Annotated in this window: 21 protein-coding genes; 14 read left to right on the forward strand and 7 right to left on the reverse strand. The window is 50.2% G+C overall.

Annotation, left to right across the window (positions count from 1 at the left end; genetic code table 11):
* Positions 1–72: 72 nt before the first annotated feature.
* The 3 genes from ACWA5Z_RS01905 to ispB form a co-directional block, all read right to left on the reverse strand.
* Positions 73–543, reverse strand: a complete 471-nt coding sequence (locus tag ACWA5Z_RS01905; RefSeq protein ID WP_431053647.1) for a hypothetical protein — start codon at positions 541–543, stop codon at positions 73–75.
* A gap of 100 nt (positions 544–643) precedes the next feature.
* Complete coding sequence (locus ACWA5Z_RS01910; RefSeq protein ID WP_431053648.1) at positions 644–1,402, reverse strand: epoxyqueuosine reductase QueH; 759 nt, start codon at positions 1,400–1,402, stop codon at positions 644–646.
* Positions 1,403–1,409: 7 nt separating this feature from the next.
* Positions 1,410–2,402: an octaprenyl diphosphate synthase gene (ispB, locus tag ACWA5Z_RS01915; protein ID WP_431053649.1), complete on the reverse strand. Its 993-nt coding sequence runs from the start codon at positions 2,400–2,402 to the stop codon at positions 1,410–1,412.
* A 248-nt stretch (positions 2,403–2,650) separates the two neighbouring features.
* On the opposite strand from ispB, the gene rplU reads away from it, so the two are divergent.
* The 4 genes from rplU to cgtA all read left to right on the forward strand — a co-directional run bounded on the left by rplU (position 2,651) and on the right by cgtA (position 5,505).
* The gene (gene rplU, locus ACWA5Z_RS01920; RefSeq protein ID WP_431053650.1) at positions 2,651–2,962 is read left to right on the forward strand and encodes a 50S ribosomal protein L21; all 312 of its coding nucleotides are present in this window, start codon (positions 2,651–2,653) and stop codon (positions 2,960–2,962) included.
* 17 nt (positions 2,963–2,979) lie between these two features.
* The gene (gene rpmA / locus ACWA5Z_RS01925) at positions 2,980–3,237 is read left to right on the forward strand and encodes a 50S ribosomal protein L27 (protein WP_034614873.1); all 258 of its coding nucleotides are present in this window, start codon (positions 2,980–2,982) and stop codon (positions 3,235–3,237) included.
* A gap of 138 nt (positions 3,238–3,375) precedes the next feature.
* Complete coding sequence (locus tag ACWA5Z_RS01930; protein ID WP_431053651.1) at positions 3,376–4,308, forward strand: DMT family transporter; 933 nt, start codon at positions 3,376–3,378, stop codon at positions 4,306–4,308.
* Between the two features lie 24 nt (positions 4,309–4,332).
* Complete coding sequence (gene cgtA, locus ACWA5Z_RS01935) at positions 4,333–5,505, forward strand: Obg family GTPase CgtA (protein ID WP_431053652.1); 1,173 nt, start codon at positions 4,333–4,335, stop codon at positions 5,503–5,505.
* A gap of 48 nt (positions 5,506–5,553) precedes the next feature.
* On the opposite strand, the gene ACWA5Z_RS01940 is transcribed toward cgtA, so the two are convergent.
* A complete protein-coding gene (locus ACWA5Z_RS01940; RefSeq protein WP_431053653.1) occupies positions 5,554–6,450 on the reverse strand; it encodes a LysR family transcriptional regulator in 897 nt (298 codons plus the stop codon).
* Between the two features lie 210 nt (positions 6,451–6,660).
* Here ACWA5Z_RS01940 and ACWA5Z_RS01945 point away from each other — a divergent pair, with 210 nt between their 5' ends.
* Positions 6,661–7,101, forward strand: a complete 441-nt coding sequence (locus tag ACWA5Z_RS01945; RefSeq protein WP_431053654.1) for a DMT family transporter — start codon at positions 6,661–6,663, stop codon at positions 7,099–7,101.
* A complete protein-coding gene (locus ACWA5Z_RS01950; protein WP_431053655.1) occupies positions 7,101–7,547 on the forward strand; it encodes a DMT family transporter in 447 nt (148 codons plus the stop codon). Before ACWA5Z_RS01945 ends, ACWA5Z_RS01950 begins: the two co-directional genes overlap by 1 nt.
* Before the next feature lie 43 nt (positions 7,548–7,590).
* Here ACWA5Z_RS01950 and ACWA5Z_RS01955 read toward each other — a convergent pair whose 3' ends face one another.
* The 3 genes from ACWA5Z_RS01955 to argE are packed head-to-tail and all read right to left on the reverse strand — an operon-like array spanning position 7,591 to position 9,982.
* Entirely contained in the window at positions 7,591–7,989 is a 399-nt protein-coding gene (locus ACWA5Z_RS01955) for a DUF4143 domain-containing protein (protein WP_431053656.1), read from the reverse strand.
* Positions 7,990–8,049: 60 nt separating this feature from the next.
* A complete protein-coding gene (locus ACWA5Z_RS01960; RefSeq protein ID WP_431053657.1) occupies positions 8,050–8,811 on the reverse strand; it encodes an endonuclease III domain-containing protein in 762 nt (253 codons plus the stop codon).
* Between the two features lie 28 nt (positions 8,812–8,839).
* Positions 8,840–9,982, reverse strand: a complete 1,143-nt coding sequence (gene argE / locus ACWA5Z_RS01965) for an acetylornithine deacetylase (RefSeq protein ID WP_431053658.1) — start codon at positions 9,980–9,982, stop codon at positions 8,840–8,842.
* Between the two features lie 163 nt (positions 9,983–10,145).
* On the opposite strand from argE, the gene argC reads away from it, so the two are divergent.
* From argC to ACWA5Z_RS02005, 8 genes are all read left to right on the forward strand, one after another.
* Positions 10,146–11,168 carry an N-acetyl-gamma-glutamyl-phosphate reductase gene (argC, locus tag ACWA5Z_RS01970; RefSeq protein WP_431053659.1) on the forward strand — a complete coding sequence of 341 codons (1,023 nt, stop codon included), beginning with the start codon at positions 10,146–10,148 and terminating at the stop codon, positions 11,166–11,168.
* Positions 11,168–11,941, forward strand: coding sequence for an acetylglutamate kinase (gene argB / locus ACWA5Z_RS01975; protein WP_431053660.1), 774 nt, complete (start codon positions 11,168–11,170; stop codon positions 11,939–11,941). The genes argC and argB overlap by 1 nt, the downstream gene beginning before the upstream one ends.
* A gap of 95 nt (positions 11,942–12,036) precedes the next feature.
* Positions 12,037–13,410, forward strand: a complete 1,374-nt coding sequence (argH, locus tag ACWA5Z_RS01980; RefSeq protein ID WP_431053661.1) for an argininosuccinate lyase — start codon at positions 12,037–12,039, stop codon at positions 13,408–13,410.
* Positions 13,411–13,597: 187 nt separating this feature from the next.
* Entirely contained in the window at positions 13,598–14,419 is an 822-nt protein-coding gene (locus ACWA5Z_RS01985) for a Slam-dependent surface lipoprotein (RefSeq protein ID WP_431053662.1), read from the forward strand.
* Positions 14,420–14,809: 390 nt separating this feature from the next.
* The gene (locus ACWA5Z_RS01990) at positions 14,810–15,631 is read left to right on the forward strand and encodes a Cof-type HAD-IIB family hydrolase (RefSeq protein WP_431053663.1); all 822 of its coding nucleotides are present in this window, start codon (positions 14,810–14,812) and stop codon (positions 15,629–15,631) included.
* A 9-nt stretch (positions 15,632–15,640) separates the two neighbouring features.
* A complete protein-coding gene (locus tag ACWA5Z_RS01995; RefSeq protein ID WP_431053664.1) occupies positions 15,641–16,255 on the forward strand; it encodes a glutathione S-transferase N-terminal domain-containing protein in 615 nt (204 codons plus the stop codon).
* Positions 16,256–16,260: 5 nt separating this feature from the next.
* Entirely contained in the window at positions 16,261–16,635 is a 375-nt protein-coding gene (crcB, locus tag ACWA5Z_RS02000) for a fluoride efflux transporter CrcB (RefSeq protein ID WP_431053665.1), read from the forward strand.
* A gap of 27 nt (positions 16,636–16,662) precedes the next feature.
* The gene (locus ACWA5Z_RS02005) at positions 16,663–18,177 is read left to right on the forward strand and encodes an NAD(P)H-hydrate dehydratase (RefSeq protein ID WP_431053666.1); all 1,515 of its coding nucleotides are present in this window, start codon (positions 16,663–16,665) and stop codon (positions 18,175–18,177) included.
* Positions 18,178–18,232 lie beyond the last annotated feature (55 nt).

Here is an 18,232-nt window from a genome sequence, read left to right on the forward strand (position 1 = left end):
AATATATTAAACTCAATATTCCATTACTACAAAAAACCCCGCAATGCGGGGCTTTATCGACAGTTGAGAAACTTATTTCGCTTCTGCTTTAGCTTTTAAAGTTTCGACACCTTGTGCCGCTTCCATCAGTTTCTGAGTCGCTTGTTGTTGCAAAGCCACCAACGCTTGTTGTTGTTCTGCGGTTGGCGGGGTCACAACATAAGTGGCGGAGTCCGTCATTAATTTGATGAAATCATCAAAACCGGAAACAAATTTGTCTTTCAAACTTTTAGCGTCGGCCGTTTTGATGTTTAATGCAGTCACGCTGTCTTTAATCGCTTTGTATTTATCCGCGATTTTATTGAAAATCACCGCTTGCTCTTCCGGTGTTGCCGCAGCCATTAATTGAGATTGCAATTGTTGAATTTCAGCCAGATTGCCATTTTGCTCGGTAGCGGCATTAAAAGCTTGTAAATCGGCTTTTAAATCGGCATTTTTGTCACCACAGGCGACAACCGCCAGCGCAACGAATACAAAAGCAAAAAATTGATAAAAACGTTTCATTGAATAATCCTCATAGAATAATAAAGTGTTTATTCCGTCATCCTTGACAAGAATTTGGTTAGTTTACGACCTTTGTTACCTAAGGTAAAGTCATTGTCATTTAATCGGCGGAATAATACAGTTTGCCGATTTCGATTTTTTGTCTGCCTGTGGCTTCACGCCATTTGTTGGTGTCGCGCAGAGAATAGACGCAGCCGCAGTATTCTTGTTGGTAAAAACGTTCGCGTTTGCTGATTTCGATCATCCGTTGTGAGCCGCCGCCTTTGCGCCAGTTGTAATCCCAATATTCCACATCCTCGTATTTTTCTGCGGCACGGTGTCCGCAGCCGTTGATTTGATTCATGTCTTTCCAACGGGAAATGCCGAGGCAACTGGTGAACACCGGAAAGCCGTTTTTGTGTGCGTATTCCGCCGCTTTTTCAAAACGCATATCGAAACACATGGTGCAGCGAATGCCGCGTTCCGGCTCGTCCTCCATGCCTTTGGCGCGATCAAACCAGTTTTGGCGGTCATAATCGGCGTCGATAAACGGAATATTGAATTTCTGCGCAAAACGGATATTTTCTTCTTTGCGGATCAAATACTCTTTTAGCGGGTGGATATTCGGGTTGTAGAAATAAATGGTAAATTCAATTCCCGAGGCTAAAATCGCTTCCATCACTTCGCCGGAACAAGGCGCGCAGCAGGAATGCAACAACAGCTTGTTGTGCCCGTTCGGCAGTGCCAAGTGAGGGCGTACAAACGGCGCTTTCTCTTTTTGTTTACGGCGTTTGGCGCGCACCGAGTTAACGTACGCTTCAGGGGTTGTTGCGGTTTCGCTAACCGCACTTTCAATGTTTAAATCTAAATCAGTCATCATTTTGCTATTAATAAGTGCGATCGACGGAGAGATACGCCAACGCAATTAAGGCTTGTTTGTAATCACTCTCAGCCAGAGGCGCAAGTGCGGTCACCGCTTTTTGCGCTTCTTCGCGTGCTTTTTGCATCGCATAATCTAACGAGCCGTGTTGTTGCATTGCCGCCAAAACTTGCGGCAGTTGATCGCGCCCGTCGCCGTTTTCGATCACCGCGCGGATCATCCTTTGCTGTTCGGAATCACCATGCCGCATGGCGTGTAATAAGGGCAAGGTCGGCTTGCCTTCGGCGAGATCGTCACCGATATTTTTACCCAGTGCCTGTTGATCGGCGCTGTAATCCAACACGTCATCAACCAACTGGAATGCCGTACCGAGATAGCGTCCGTAATCCTGCATTGCCTGTTCAATCTGTTGATTCGCGCCACTGACAATCGCCGCGCACTGGGTCGCCGCTTCAAACAAACGTGCGGTTTTGCCGTAAATCACCTGCATATAACTTTGTTCGGTGGTATTCGGATCGTTGCAGTTCATCAGTTGCAACACTTCGCCTTCGGCGATCACATTGGTTGCGTCCGACATGATCTTCAGGATCTTTAACGAATCCAAGCCGGTCATCAGCTGAAATGCGCGGGTATAAATGAAATCGCCGACCAACACGCTTGCCGCATTGCCGAATAGCGCATTGGCAGTCTCTTTGCCGCGGCGCATATCCGATTCATCCACCACATCATCATGCAATAAGGTGGCGGTGTGAATAAATTCGATAAAGGTCGCCGCGGTGATATGTGCCGCACCTCGATAGCCGAGCGCACGCGCCGCCAGTACGGCGATCATCGGGCGGATCCGCTTGCCGCCGCCGCTGATAATATAGTGCCCGAGCTGGTTGATCAGCACCACATCGGAATTCATTTGTGCCAGAATCAAGTCATTGACTTTGCCCATGTCCTCGGCGCAAAGGGCTTGGATCTTGTGAAGATCAAACGGGATTTGTTGTTCTGTCATGCCTGCAAACTTGTTAGATTAGGATTATTCGAGGGCTGATTGTACCTGAATTCCGGCAAGAGCTAAATAGGCTTTCGATCACCGATCAACCTCAGGATCAAATTTTTTAATCTGATCCAAAATAGTTGCTTGCTATCGGCAGAATTTTTGCGTAGAATTCGCACCCTATTTATATGAATTTTGATTGTGCCTGGTTCAGTAAACAGTTTTTGTTTATTCGGCACATACTTTTAGCGGAGTTTCTTTCTATGTACGCGGTTTTCCAAAGTGGCGGCAAACAACACAGAGTGAGCGAAGGTCAAGTAGTTCGTTTAGAAAAACTTGAAGTGGCAACTGGTGAAACAGTTGAATTCGATTCAGTGTTGATGGTTGTCAACGGTGAAGATGTAAAAATTGGTGCCCCATTAGTTGATGGCGGCAAAGTAGTGGCTGAAGTTGTAAATCACGGTCGTGGCGATAAAATTAAAATCGTTAAGTTCCGTCGTCGTAAACACAGTCGTAAACAACAAGGTCACCGCCAGTGGTTCACGGAAGTGAAAATCACTGGTATCAGTGCCTAATTTAGAGGAGATCGAAAATGGCTCATAAAAAAGCTGGTGGTTCCACTCGCAACGGTCGTGACTCTGAAAGTAAACGTCTTGGTGTTAAACGCTTTGGCGGTGAATCAGTATTAGCCGGTAGCATTATCGTTCGTCAACGTGGTACTAAATTCCACGCAGGCAGCAACGTTGGTATCGGTCGTGACCACACTCTGTTTGCCACTGCAAACGGTAAAGTTAAATTCGAAGTGAAAGGCGACAAAAATCGCAAATACGTAAGTATTATCGCTGACTAATTTAATTTCAGAGTTTAAGAACCCCGCACCTTAAAGGCGGGGTTTTTTATTGCTGTGATTTTCCTTTCTATTCTGGTTGTAGCGAGTAAAATAACAGCTTATCCGTCAATGTAATCCAGTCATGCCAATCGAGTTCAAATGAAACAGACAAGCCGACCGCTAAGCGGTTTTCTTCTTGCCTTAACCACCGCAATTTGCTGGGGCACTGTGCCGCTGGCATTAAAACCGTTGGTGCGTTATATGGATATCAGCACCATTGTCTGGTATCGCTTTGCCGCGGCGGCAGTCGGGCTGTTTCTGTTATTGGCATTTTTGGGCAAATTACCGCACTTTAAGCTGTTGCTCGGTCCGCGTTTTCGTTGGCTGACGCTGATTGGCGTATTTGCGCTCGGCGGCAATTTCTTATTGTTCAATACCTCGCTGAAATACCTATCGCCATCGGTAACACAGGTGATTGCCCAAGTTTCGCCGTTTTTGATGATGATCGCCAGTGCGGTTTTTTTAAAAGAAGTGATCGGCGTAACGCAAAAGATCGGTGCGGCATTGTTAGTGCTCGGCTTACTGCTGTTTTTTAACGAACGCTTGGCGGAGCTATTCACCAGCTTAACCACTTATACCATCGGCGTGTTATTCAGCCTGTCGGCGGCATTGGTTTGGGTTGGTTACGGCTTGGCGCAAAAATTGATGTTGCGCCGTTTTAATTCGCAGCAGATTTTACTGATTTTTTACGCCGGTTCCGCCGTCTTGTTTACGCCACTGACCGAAATTGGCAGCGTTGAACGCCTGCCGTTATTGGAATTGTTTTTATTGGCATACTGTTGCTTGAATACCGTCGTGGCTTACGGTGCTTATGCCGAGGCGGTCAACCGCTGGGATGTATCCAAAGTAAGCGCGATTATCACGCTGACACCGCTGTTTACCATTCTGTTTTCCGAAATCGCCCATCGGCTGGCGCCACAAAGTTTTGATTTGCCCGAACTCAATTTGTTATCCTATCTTGGGGCAATGATTGTGGTCAGCGGTGCGCTCTGCTCTGCGATCGGACACAAATTTTTATTTCGCCGCCAATAACTTGCGCGACGAACAGGAGAAAAAATGAAATTTATTGATGAAGCGTTAATTCGCATTGAAGCCGGCGACGGCGGCAACGGCTGCGTCAGTTTCCGCCGTGAAAAATACATTCCGAAGGGCGGTCCTGACGGCGGCGACGGCGGCGACGGCGGCGATGTTTATCTGATTGCCGACGAAAACTTAAATACCCTGATCGATTACCGCTTTGAAAAACGCTTTGCGGCGCAACGCGGTGAAAACGGACGCAGTGCCAATTGCACCGGACATCGCGGCAAAGACATCACCCTGCGTGTGCCGGTCGGCACGCGGGCGATTGATAATGACACCAAAGAAGTGGTCGGCGATTTAACCCAACACGGCATGAAAATGTTAGTGGCAAAGGGCGGTTATCACGGTTTGGGCAACACCCGTTTTAAATCCTCGATCAACCGTACCCCACGGCAAAAAACCAACGGCACAGCAGGTGAAAAACGCGATTTACAACTGGAATTGATGTTGCTTGCCGATGTCGGTATGTTAGGTTTGCCGAATGCGGGTAAATCGACTTTTATCCGCGCAGTTTCAGCAGCGAAACCGAAAGTGGCGGATTATCCGTTCACCACCTTAGTGCCGAGTTTGGGCGTGGCGCGTGTCGACGCCAACCGTAGTTTTGTGATCGCCGATATTCCCGGCTTGATTGAAGGCGCGGCCGACGGCGCAGGCTTGGGAATTCGTTTCCTGAAACACTTGGAACGTTGCCGTGTTTTAATCCATTTAGTCGATTTGGAGCCGATCGATCAAACTGATCCGGCGGATAACATTGCGATTATCGAATCCGAGCTGCTGCAATACAGCGAAGCCTTGGCGGAAAAACCGCGCTGGTTGGTGTTCAATAAAATTGATATTCTCAGTGATGAAGAGGCGCAAGCCAAAGCCGCCGACATCGTACAGCGTTTAGGTTGGGAAGAGGATTATTATTTGATTTCAGCGGTAACCGGCAAAAATGTCCGGGCTTTATGCCGCGATATTATGCAGTTTATCGAAGACAATCCGCGTGAAGTCAAACAGCTCGAAACCCAAGCCGAAGAGGTGAAATTCAAATGGGACGATTACCATCAACAACAAATTGCGGCGCACAGTATTGATGACAATGATGATTGGGACGACGATTGGTCGGAAGAGGACGAACAAGGCGTGGAAATCATCTACAAACCATAAGGCTGAACCGCACTTTTGCGGTCAGCTCATCATTATTGCCGCGCAATTTTATGGCTTGCCGCTGTCGCCGAAGGTTTGTGCCACCCAGTCGGCAAACACTTTCAAGCGGGTGCTTTGGCGGCGGTCGCGGGTGAGCAGGTAGGCGGGCAGGGGCGGGCGGCGGTAGTCGTCGAGCAGGGTTTGCAGTTCGCCGTTTGCCAGCCACGGGGCGATGAGGGCTTTGAGTTGTTGTCCGATGCCTAAGCCGGCGCGGATCATTTCCAGAATGCCGTTGGCGCCGTTGGCGGCGTAATGAAAATCGCGCACGGCGTAGGGTTTGCCGCCGGCCTGTGCGAACAGCAGCGGTTTGATACCGTCGCTGTCGGAAAAATAGCCGATGATACGGTGCTGTTGCAGCGCTTGCGGTGTGTGCGGCGTGCCGTATTGCGCCAAATAAGTGCGGGCGGCGCAGGTGACGAAATCGAATTCGGCGAACTGGCGCCCGATCAGCGATTCGTTGCGCACGTCGCCGATACGGATGACGCAATCGACGCTCTGTTCGACCAGATTGACGGTGCGGTCGCTGATACCGAGGGTGAGTTTGATGTCGGGATAGCGGGCGTAAAAGTCGGGCAGTTTGGGGATAAACAGCCGCTCGGCAAACATCATCGGCATATCCACGCGCAAATGCCCCTGCACCGCCTGCCGCCCGTGTTTCATCTGTTGCTCCAGTTCGTCGAATTCCGCCAGCAAATGTAGCGCCCGTTGGTAAAATGCCAGCCCTTCGACGGTCAGCCCGACGCTGCGGGTGGAGCGGTGCAGCAGTTTCACGGCGTAATGCTGCTCCAAGTCGCTGATTTGCTTGCTTAAGGTGGAACGGGGAATGCCGAGCTGTTGCGCCGATTGGTGAAACGACAGGCTTTCGGCAACACGCACAAAGGCGCGCATGGCTTGAATCGGGTTCATGGGATTCCTCGCTTGATTATCCATATTTTTGGATAGTATTGCCGAATTTTGCCGATTGATAAAGCATTTTGAACCAATATAATAATGATCGTCTTTTCCATTCACTTGAATACGCGTCAAACCCGCTTGCGGTGCTGCTTGCATTGTCTTGCGCGTTTTTGTCTTGAAGTGGATGGAAAAGACGATCATCGGTTATTACAAGGGAAAAATATGCAGTTGATATGGATTTTGGCAACGGTGCTGGCGGGCGCCGGTTTGGCGGTGGAGGCGGGTTTGCTCGGGCCGTTGGGGCAGCAGGTGGGCAAATTGTGGGCGACTTTCAGCATTTTCAGCATTGGCGCCTGCGTCAGCTTTTTGCTGATGTTGTTTTTCGCCCCGCGCCGACGTCCGTCGCTGTTTGCCCAGCCGGGGTGGCAGTTGGGCGGCGGGGTGCTGGGGCCGGTTTATGTGGTGGTGCTGACGCTGGCAACGCCGGTTATCGGTGTGGCGGTAACCATGATCGGCGTGCTGATGGGGCAGATTGCGCAAAGCCTGATTAACGACCATTACGCCCTGTTCGGCTCGAAACACCATCCGCTCAACCGCCAACGCCTGATTGCGCTCGGCTTTATCCTGGCGGCACTCGGTTTGATTGCGTGGGGGGAGCTGTGATGATCTTGCTGATGTTGTGTTTTGCCGTGTTGGGCGGCGTGGCGCTGGCGGTACAGGCCAGTATCAACGGCAAACTGGGCACGCAAGTGGGCGTGTTCGCCGGCACGTTTTTGAATTTCGGACTCGGCACGATTGTCACCGGGCTGCTGGTGCTGTTTTTCGAACCGAAATACAGCCTGACCCTGCTCGACGTGCCCAAATGGCAGCTGACCGGCGCGTTTCCGGGCATTGTCTACATCGCCGTGATGGTGTTGGTGGTCGCCAAACTCGGCACCGCCGTCGCCACCGTGGCGGTGATTTTCGGGCAGCTGGCGATGAGTTTGCTGATCGACACCTTCGGCTGGTTTCACAATCCCGCCATCGCCTTTTCCCTGCCGCGCCTGCTCGCGGTCATTTGCCTCGGATTTGCCTTGTATTTTATTTACGCGGGCAACCGCAAGCAGTAAATAGATTGGAATCTCTTGTTTGAGGCCGTCTGAAAGCCAAGCGCTACAAATACCCCAGCGGCAGCGTGACCAAATCCGTGTCCAGCCACAGTTTGTCGGGATATTGGTTGATCAGCGTGCCGTGGGCGACGGTGAGCTCATTGCCGGAAATATGCTCCTTCAACATCTTGAAATGTTTCGACATTTGTTTATTCGGGCTAGCGCTTTGCTTGATTTCCACCGGGTATAAAGTGCGGTCATATTCGATGAGTAAATCGATCTCTTTCTGGTTGCTGTCGCGGTAATAATACAAGGGCGGCTCTAGCCCGGCATTATAAAACGATTTGACGATTTCGCCCACCGCAAACGCTGGACTTGCCCAGAGTAAACTGGTGTTTGATGAATTGGTGGCGATACTGGAAAGAGAGTATTCGGAGAATGCCGTCTGACGCTTTATTTTCAAGAATGCCGTTTTCAGACGGCAGCGGTTTGCTTGATCACGGTGTTGCCGTTGGCGCCGGTTTCAGGAATCGGTTGTATCAACTGCGATGGCGGCTGCCATAGTCAAAAAACTTTCGTCAAAATTCTTATCCAAACGAAACGCTTTGCCGTGTACATCAATACAGGCGTGCCATTCTTTGCATTGCTTGAGTGAACAGTGCTCCGTCAAATGGTTGAAATCCTTGCGCATAGCGTCATAATTAGGATAATCGCCCAGCCCAAGCCGTTTGAATAGGCGTAAGGCGTATTGATCGGCGATAAACACTTTACGTTGGAAAATATACAACAACATGACATCCGCCGTCTCCGAACCGATACCTTTAATCTGTAGCAATTCGGTGCGTAAGGCGTCGTTGCCCAGCGCTTGGCAGGCACTCAAATCGAAGTTGAATTTGGCAAACCACCTCATCAGGTTTTTCAGATAACGCGCTTTCTGTTTAAAAAATCCAGCGGGGCGAATCCGCTGTTCCAGCTCGTCCGGCGCCACCTTATGCAGCCACTCCACACTCAACACGTCCGTTAAATTTGCCAACGCCTTTTCAGCGTTGGCTTGTGTGGTCTGCTGAATCAAAATCATCGCAACCCAATCTGCCAACCGGTCATCGCTTTCCCACCAATGCTGATACCCATGGTAGGCAACAAGATGGTTCAACACCGCCAGACGGCGACGATCAAGGGGTGAAAGTGCGGTCGATTGGGGCATAATCTCATTCTTCCATTTGCGTTTCCAAGCTATTGCGATGACTCGTGGTTGCGCCAGACGGATTAAAATATGGCTTGCCATTATTCATCCGCCATGCGCCGCGCCCCTACTATCCGCAAAAATGCCCAATCAACTTCGTCAATAAATCCCGGGTCGGCTGCACATATTTGCTTTCTAAAAACTCATCGGGCTGGTGCGCCTGTTCGATTGAACCCGGTCCGAGCACCAATGTCGGGCAAAGTTGCTGAATAAACGGCGCTTCGGTGCAATAATTGACGGTTTCGGCTTTTTCGCCCAACAGTTTTTCCACCACTTGCACCACTTGCGCGCTGTGTTCGCACTCATAGCCGGGAATCGGTTCGTAAAGTGCGGTCAGGGTCACGCGGTCGCCCCAACGCTCAATCAACGGTTGCAATGCCTGTTGCATCATCTCGTTTAAATCTTTCAATTCCAAATTCGGCAACGGGCGAATATCAAATTGCAGCTCGCAGCAGGCACAAATCCGATTGAGCGCGTCGCCGCCGTGAATATTGCCTAAATTCAGGGTCGGATAGGGAATCACAAAACCGTCGTGGCGGTATTTTTCGCGCAGGTGATTGCGCAAATCAAGCAGTTTGCCGGTTGCCGCGTGCATAATTTCAATCGCATTAATGCCCTTGTCGGGATCGCTCGAATGCCCCGACTTGCCGACCACGCGCACCGCATTGCCCATGTAGCCTTTATGGGCGCGAATCGGTTTTAACGACGACGGTTCGCCGATAATCGCACAATCGGGACGAATGTGGGCGTGCTTGACGAACGTGCGTGCGCCGAGCATGGTGGTTTCTTCATCGGCGGTGGCGAGAATGCGCAACGGCTTTTTCAGTCGACTTAAATCCATATTGGCAACGGTATCGACGATAAAGGCAAAAAAGCCTTTCATATCCGCCGTACCCAAGCCGTAAAACTTGCCGTCTCGTTCGGTCAGTTTGAACGGATCAAAAGTCCAGCGCCCCTCGTCAAACGGCACGGTGTCGGTGTGCCCCGCCAACAGCAATCCGCCTTCGCCCTCGCCGAACGTCGCCAATAAATTATATTTATTGCGGGCGCCTTCCACGGCGATGATTTCGGTGTTAAAACCCAATGTTGCCAGCCAATCCGCCAATGTTTCAATCAAAGTGCGGTTGGATTGATCCTGTTCCGCCTCCAGACTGCTGATGGTCGGCAAACGGATTAAAGTGCGGTATAAATCGAGAAATTGCGGTACCGGCATGATATTTTCCTGAATAATAGTTGATTAATTTAAATAATTATGCAAAATATCGCATAATTAATCATTGTTAAACTTTATTTAACGCTTGGTGCAAATCGTGTATAAATCACATACAATAGCTTTAACGTTGTCATTCTTCATGTTATAAGGATTAGCCTACCCTATGTCAAAATTAAAAGCTATCATTGTCGGCGCCAGCGGCTACACCGGCGCAGAACTCGCCCTGATTTTAAACCGTCATCCGCAGTTTGAACTGAGCGGCTTGTTCGTTTCCAGTCACAGTGCCGATGGCAATAAACCGATTTCCAGCCTGTATCCGCAGTTGCGCAGCTTGGTGGATTTGCCGCTGCAACCGTTGCCCGCCGACAATGCCGCTATCGGCGAATTGGCGCAGCAGTTTGATACCGTGTTCCTCGCCACTGCCCACGAAGTCAGCCACGATTACGCCCCGATTTTCTTAAATGCCGGTTGCCAAGTGTTTGATTTATCGGGTGCATATCGCGTAAACAACGCCGAATTTTATACCCAATATTACGGTTTCGAACATCAGCACCCGCAACTGTTGCAAAGTGCGGTTTACGGCTTGGCGGAATGGAATCACGAACAAATCAAGCAGACCGATTTAGTCGCGGTTGCCGGCTGTTATCCGACCGTGTCGCAACTGAGCCTGAAACCGTTGTTGGCAAACGATCTGATTGATCGCACACAATTGCCGGTGATTAACGCCGTCAGCGGCGTGAGCGGCGCAGGGCGCAAAGCCAGCATGACCAACAGTTTTTGCGAAGTCAGCTTGAATGCCTACGGCGTGTTTAACCACCGTCATCAACCGGAAATCGCCGCCCATTTGGGCTGTGAAGTGATTTTCACCCCGCACTTGGGCAATTTCAAACGCGGCATTTTGGCAACCATCACCGCCAAACTGAAAGCCGGTGTCAGCGCCGAGCAAGTACAAGCGGCGTTTGAACAAGCCTATCAAGGTCGCCCGTTGGTGCGCTTATGCGGACGCCATTTCCCGGCGATTAAACAGGTGGAATTCACCCCGTTCTGTGATATTGCCTTTGCCGTTAAAGATCAACACATTATTATTATCGGCGCAGAGGACAACCTGCTGAAAGGCGCGTCGGCGCAAGCGGTGCAATGTGCCAATATTCGTTATAACTTCCCGGAAACAACAGGACTCTTTTAATGAAAGCATTAGTCTTAAAAGTCGGCGGCGTGTTGCTCGATACGCCGCAAGCGATGGATAACCTGCTGACCGCACTTAGCCACTACCGCCGGCAGCATAACCGTCAAATCGTGATTGTGCACGGCGGCGGAATTGTGGTGGATAATCTGATGAAAAAACTCAATCTGCCGGTGCAGAAAAAAAACGGTTTACGTATCACCCCAAGCGATCAGATTGATGTCATCGTCGGCGCATTGGCAGGGATTGCCAATAAAACCTTGCTGGCTAAGGCATTAACTATGCAGCTTAACGCTGTCGGTCTGTTTTTGGGCGATGGCAATATGACCGACGCACAGCAATTCGACGAAGAACTTGGACACGTTGCCAATGTCAGCGCAAATGATCCGACCCTATTGCAACAGTTGCTGCAAGCGGATTTCCTGCCGATTATCAGCTCGATCGGTTTGGATCGACAAGGGCGGTTGATGAACGTCAACGCCGATCAAGCGGCGATCACCATTGCCAAATTGATCGATGCCGATTTGGTGATGTTATCCGACGTGGACGGCGTGTTAGACGCGAATAAACAGCGCATTCCACAGCTCAACGCCGCGCAAATCGCGCAGTTGATTGCGGACAAGGTGATCACCGACGGCATGATCGTCAAAGTCAATGCGGCATTGGAAGCGGCGAAAGATTTAGGGCGCGGTGTGGACATCGCCAACTGGAAACACCCCGACAAACTGACCGCACTTTTAAGCGGTGAAATTGTGGGCACACGGATTAATCCGTAAACATCAGTTAAAATGCAGATTGGGAATGTAGGGGTGTATTCTTGGCCACAAGCTCAATCTGCGGTAATTCAATAGTTATTCAAAAAGGAAATTTTATGGCACTTTGGGGCGGTCGCTTCACGCAAGCGGCGGATCAACGGTTTAAGCAATTTAACGATTCACTGGTGTTCGACTACCGCTTGGCGGAACAGGATATCGAAGGTTCAATCGGCTGGTCGAAAGCCCTGACCGCGGTCGGTGTTTTAACAGCGAGCGAACAGCAACAACTGGAAAACGCACTGCAAGAATTACACGCCGTGGTGTCAGCTGATCCGCAGATTATCCTGCAAGACGATCACGAAGATATTCACAGTTGGGTGGAAAGCAAGCTGATCGAAAAAATCGGCGACTTGGGCAAAAAACTGCACACCGGGCGCAGCCGTAACGACCAAGTGGCGTTGGATATTAAACTGTGGTGCAAACAGCAAGTCACCGAGTTGCAAAAATCGATCCGCCGGTTGCAACGTAAACTGGTCGCCACCGCCGAAGCCAATCAAAGTGCGGTTATGCCGGGTTATACCCACTTGCAACGGGCGCAGCCGGTCACTTTCGCCCATTGGTGTTTAGCCTATTTTGAAATGCTGGAACGCGATTATTCCCGTTTGGCAGACGCTTACCAACGCATGAACAGCTGCCCGCTCGGCTGCGGCGCACTCGCCGGCACGGCGTATCCGATTGATCGTGAACAACTGGCGCAAGATCTGGGTTTTGCCTATGCCACCCACAACAGTTTGGATACGGTTTCCGACCGCGATCATATTATCGAACTGCTGTCGGTCGCCTCATTAAGTATGGTGCATTTATCGCGTTTTGCCGAAGATTTGATTATCTTCAACAGCGGCGAAGCCAATTTTATTGAATTGTCGGATAAAGTCACTTCCGGCTCATCGTTAATGCCGCAGAAGAAAAATCCTGACGCTTGCGAGCTGATCCGCGGCAAAACCGGGCGCGTGGTCGGCGCATTGAACGGCATGTTGATGACGGTCAAAGGCTTGCCGTTGGCGTATAACAAAGATATGCAAGAAGACAAAGAAGGCATTTTCGACGCCTTGGACACTTGGCATGATTGTTTAGATATGGCGGATTTGGTGTTGAACGACATTAAAGTCAATCGTGAGCGCACCAAAGAAGCGGCGTTGAAAGGCTATTCCAACGCCACCGAACTGGCGGATTATCTGGTCGCCAAAGGCATTCCATTCCGTGATTCGCACCATATCGTCGGCGAAGCGGTGGTGTATGCCATTCAGCAACAAAAAGCGCTGGAAGAACTCAGCCTTGACGAATTCCACCGTTTCAATGCCGTGTTCGGCGAAGACGTGTACCCGATTTTATCGCTGCAATCCTGCCTCGACAAACGCTGCGCCAAAGGCGGCGTCGCTCCGCAACGCGTGGCAGAAGCAATTGCAAACGCCAAAGTGCGGTCGGCGTAACGGTTAACCCTCAAATTAAAAAATCGCTAACACGGTATACGGTTAGCGATTTTTCTTTCCGCCTTATAAGTTTGAGCGTGATCATATTTTTATGATGAGTCATTTGAAGTGCCGGAGCGATAAATGTAAAATTCAGAGGCTTCATGCTTACAATTCTATTTTCATTTATTTCAATAAGGAATTAACTATGCCGATTAACCAATCTATCAAAATGAGCTTAACCGCACTTTGCGTCGCTGTCTTAACGGCTTGCGGCGGTAGCGGAGGGGGAAGTGGCGATAATGCCAATTCAACTGTGGCGATTAATAATGGCGGAACAGCAAATCCAACAAATTCAAACACAAATAATGCGGCGACAGCGACTGTAAGTGGGCAGGTTTTGGTTACGAGTGGAGATACCTATTCAGCAGAAGCGTCTTCCAAACTACAAAGTCTCAGCGGAACTGATTTAAAAGCGATTACGGTTGATGGCGTTACGATTCAACTAGAACATAGCGGCATTTATGCTGCTGGCTGGTCAACATTCAATCTCGGTAGTGGTGCCGCACAGAAAAGCACCATCATTTGTTGCGGCACTCAGCAAAATGTGAAAATTGGCGCACATGATGAGGGGGAAAATGGCGCTGCTTATCTATTTTACACGGGCAACCCAACCTCTGAAACACAAATCCCGACAAGAGGCTCTATCCGCTATCAAGGACATTCATTATACCTGCCTTATAACGAGAATTTAGACGAAGATTATTACCAAGGCAGCACAAATCTGGTCGCGAATTTTGATTCAAAATCCCTGTCCGGCGAACTGAAAAACGATGTTGCCACCATCGCCATTGCGGCAGACATTGTCGGAAATGGATTTTCGGGTCAAGCAACCTCTTCTGCTGAAACCGCAAGTGCGGAATTACAAGGAAAATTTTACGGTACAAATGCGCAAGAAATTGGTGGAATGGCGTCTGCCAATGAGCGTGATAGTCGCTGGGGCGTAGTTTTTTCTGGTAAACGACCATAATCACTTCATGCCAATATAGTGTCATAGGAGGGTGTTAACCTACCTGAGATTGCTGACACACCAACTTCTCTCCCTCCACGTGCGGAGGGAGTACCATTTTTCGCAAGAAAAATGGGGAGGGAGGGAGGGGGAATATGAAAATACAACATATTCATTTTTAACATTCTTTATGCCTCCCTCCGTCCTTCGGACACCTCCCTCCGTATACGGAGGGAGGGAAATGATTCGAGAAAGAGACTTTGTCATCAGTCTGAGGTGGGTGTTAACCTACCTATAACCCATAAACGGCAATAATCAATCCTATTGGCAAATAAAACGAAATAATCAGACAAGCGAACCGCACTTTGCTATGATAATCCCTGATTTCATTTATTTTTCGCAGGATAATCTATGGCTTTTAACCGCACTTTTCACGCCGTGGTGTCCGATCTGGACGGCACGCTGCTCACCACTCAACACATCGTCGGCAACTACAGCGCCGAAACCATTAAACGTCTTGAAGATCAAGGCATTGATATCGTGCTGGCTTCCGGGCGCAACCACACCGACGTCTCCCATATTTTGAAAAAAATCGAATCCGAACGGGCGGCGATGATCACCTCGAACGGGGCGCGCATTCACGATTTGCACGGCAACTTGTTGTACAGCAACAGTCTGCAAGAAAATATCGCGTTTGAATTGATGAATTTGGAATTTGATCCGACGCGGGTGGTGCTGAATTCCTATCAGGACGAGGGCTGGTTTATCAATATCGATTTGCGCCAACTACGCAAATACCATAAGGATTCCGGTTTCGATTATGAGGTGATCGACTTTTCCCGCCACCACGGCAGAGGCACGGAAAAAGTGTTTTTTATCGGCAAAACCGCCGCCGATCTCGCCCCGATTGAACAGACCATCCGCCGGCAATATGGCGATCAAGTCAGCATGACCTATTCCACCCCGATCTGTTTGGAAATTATGAACCAAGGCGTAACCAAAGCCAATGCGCTGGCGCATTTATTGCAGGATCGCAGCTATGAATTGGGCGATTGTATCGCTTTCGGCGACGGCATGAATGACGTGGAAATGCTGAACGAAGTCGGGCGCGGTTGCATTATGGGCAATGCCGATCCGCGCGTGAAACAGGCGTTACCGCACTTGCAGCAAATCGGTTTGAACCGTGACGAGTCGGTCGCCAGCTATTTGCGCGCGCTGTTCAATTTGGTTTAAGAGGTGAACATGAAACTTTGGTACTCCACCACCAGCCCGTTTGTACGCAAAGTGCGGTCGGTGATTGCACATCACCAGTTGGAACAGCAGGTTGAGCTGCAAGCCACCGTCGCCGCCAAAGCGGAATCGCCGCACAATCAGGACAATCCGCTCGGGCGCATTCCGGCATTGCAGACCGATCAGGGCGACTGGCTGTTTAACAGCACGTTAATTGCGGAATATATCGACAGTCTCGGCAAAAATCAGCCGCTGTTTCCACAGGGCGAAAACCGTTGGCAGGTGCTGAATTTGCATGCGGTTGCCGACGGCATTATGGAAAATACGCTGATGTACTTGGGCGAACGCATGCTGCGCGATCAAGCGGAATGGTGGCACAGCCGCCATCGGCAAATGATTGAGCGCAATATCCGCTCGTTGCAGTATCTGGAGCAACGCTTGGATCAGCTTGGCACGGAACTGAACATTGCGACGCTGTATGTGGTATGCGTGATCGACTTCTTCCATTTCCGCCTGAGTATTATCGGCGTAAATCCAAGCGAAATCGTACCGCACTTGGATCGCTGGGCGCAGCAGATGAACGAAAAATATCCGTGTCTCGCCGCCACCAAACCGTACCAAAGCTAAACGCGATGAACAGCTTGTTATTACTGTGTGGCGGCGCGAGTTTAGGCGCAACGGCGCGTTGGCTGTTGTCGTTATGGCTCAACCCGCTGTTCAGCCAAATTGCGCTCGGTACATGGCTTGCCAACTGCCTCGGCAGTTTGCTGATCGGCGTGTTAATGGGCGTCTTTTTCAGTTTTCCGGCGCTCAGTGCCGAATGGCGGCTGTTTTTAATCACCGGTTTTCTCGGCAGCTTCACCACTTTCTCGTCCTTCTCGGCGGAAGTGATCGAAAAACTGTTGAGCGATAAATGGCTGAACGGGTTCGGCATCGTCTCCGCCCATGTCGTTGGCGCTTTGCTGTGTACCGCACTTGGCTTTTACTTATGGAGATGGCTACACTAAATCTCTTACCGTTTTAAGGGGCAGTCGATGAAGATTTTAAATGCGCAACAAATCCGGCAAGTGGATGCTTATACCATTCAACACAAACCGATCTCCTCGATTAATCTGATGGAACAAGCCGCCGAAGCCTGCTCCCAATGGCTGATTCAACATTTTCCGCGCCATCCGACGCTGATGTTTAACATTCTGTGCGGCTACGGCAATAACGGCGGTGACGGCTTGGCGATTGCCCGTCAACTTTATCTGCAAGGCTTTAGCGTGCGGGTTTTTCTGTTGGGGAATGAACATTATTCGCCCGACTGCCAAACCAATTTACAGCGGCTACAGGAATTGGATGTCGCAATAACGTTATTGCAAGACAGCCAAGACTTAAACCGCTTGCAAGATTGCCGCGGTATTTTGGTTGACGCACTGTTCGGCTCGGGCTTGAACCGCACTTTACACGGTTTCGCCGCGGAATTGGTTAACACCCTGAACCAACTCAAGCTGCCAACCGTCAGTATCGATCTGCCGTCGGGTTTATCTTGCCGAACTGACGGCAATCTCAGCAAGCAAGCCATCATTCGCGCCGATTACACTCTCTGTCTGCAAATTCCCAAACTGCCGTTATTACTGCCGGAAAATCAGGATTATAGCGGCGAAATGGTACTGCTGCCGATCGGCTTGTTGCCGGATGCGATTGCCCGCCAAAGCAGCGAACTGTTTTACACCGAGCTGCACGATGTCCAACGGATTTACCGTCCGCGTCAACGTTTCAGCCATAAAGGCAGTTTCGGACATGCGCTGATCATTGCCGGCAGCCACGGTAAAATCGGTGCCGCAATATTAGCGACTCAGGCGTGTTTACGTGCCGGCGCCGGCTTAGTCAGCGTGGAAAGTCCGAAGTGCGGTTATCCGATTTTGCAAAGTGCGGTGCCGGAAGCGATGGCGATCATCAATCACGGCGAAACGGTGTTAAGCGGTTGCAGCGCGCATTATCGCGCTTATGGTGCGGTCGGGATCGGACCGGGTATCGGGCAAGATCCGTTGACCCAATATTATCTGCTGCAACTGCTGCAACAAATGGATAAACCGATGGTATTGGACGCCGACGCCTTGAATCTGTTAAGTCAGGATCATGCCGCGCAAAAACTGATTCCGCCCAACAGCATTCTCACCCCGCACCCGAAAGAGTGGCAGCGTTGGATCGGCGAATGGAAAGACGATCAGCAAAAACTCGATTTAAGCCGCGCTTTTGCACAACAACACAGGGTTTATATCGTGTTAAAAGGCGCCTACAGCGCAATTTTCTGCCCCGACGGCAGCATTCACTTTAACAGCAACGGCAACCCCGGCATGGCGAGCGGCGGCAGCGGCGATGTGCTGACCGGCGTGATTACCGCACTTTTGGCACAAGGTTACAGCCCGAAACAAAGTGCGATTCTCGGCGTCTACTTGCATGGGCATGCCGGCGATTTGGCAGCACAGGCACTCAGTCAGGAAGGCATGATTGCCGGGGATTTGATCCGTTACCTGCCGTTGGCATTCCGCACATTATCATAGTCTTTCATCACAAGAAAAAAGGATAACCAAACGGCTATCCTTTTTCATTGCTTTC

It is taken from the genome of Testudinibacter sp. P80/BLE/0925, assembly GCF_053570785.1.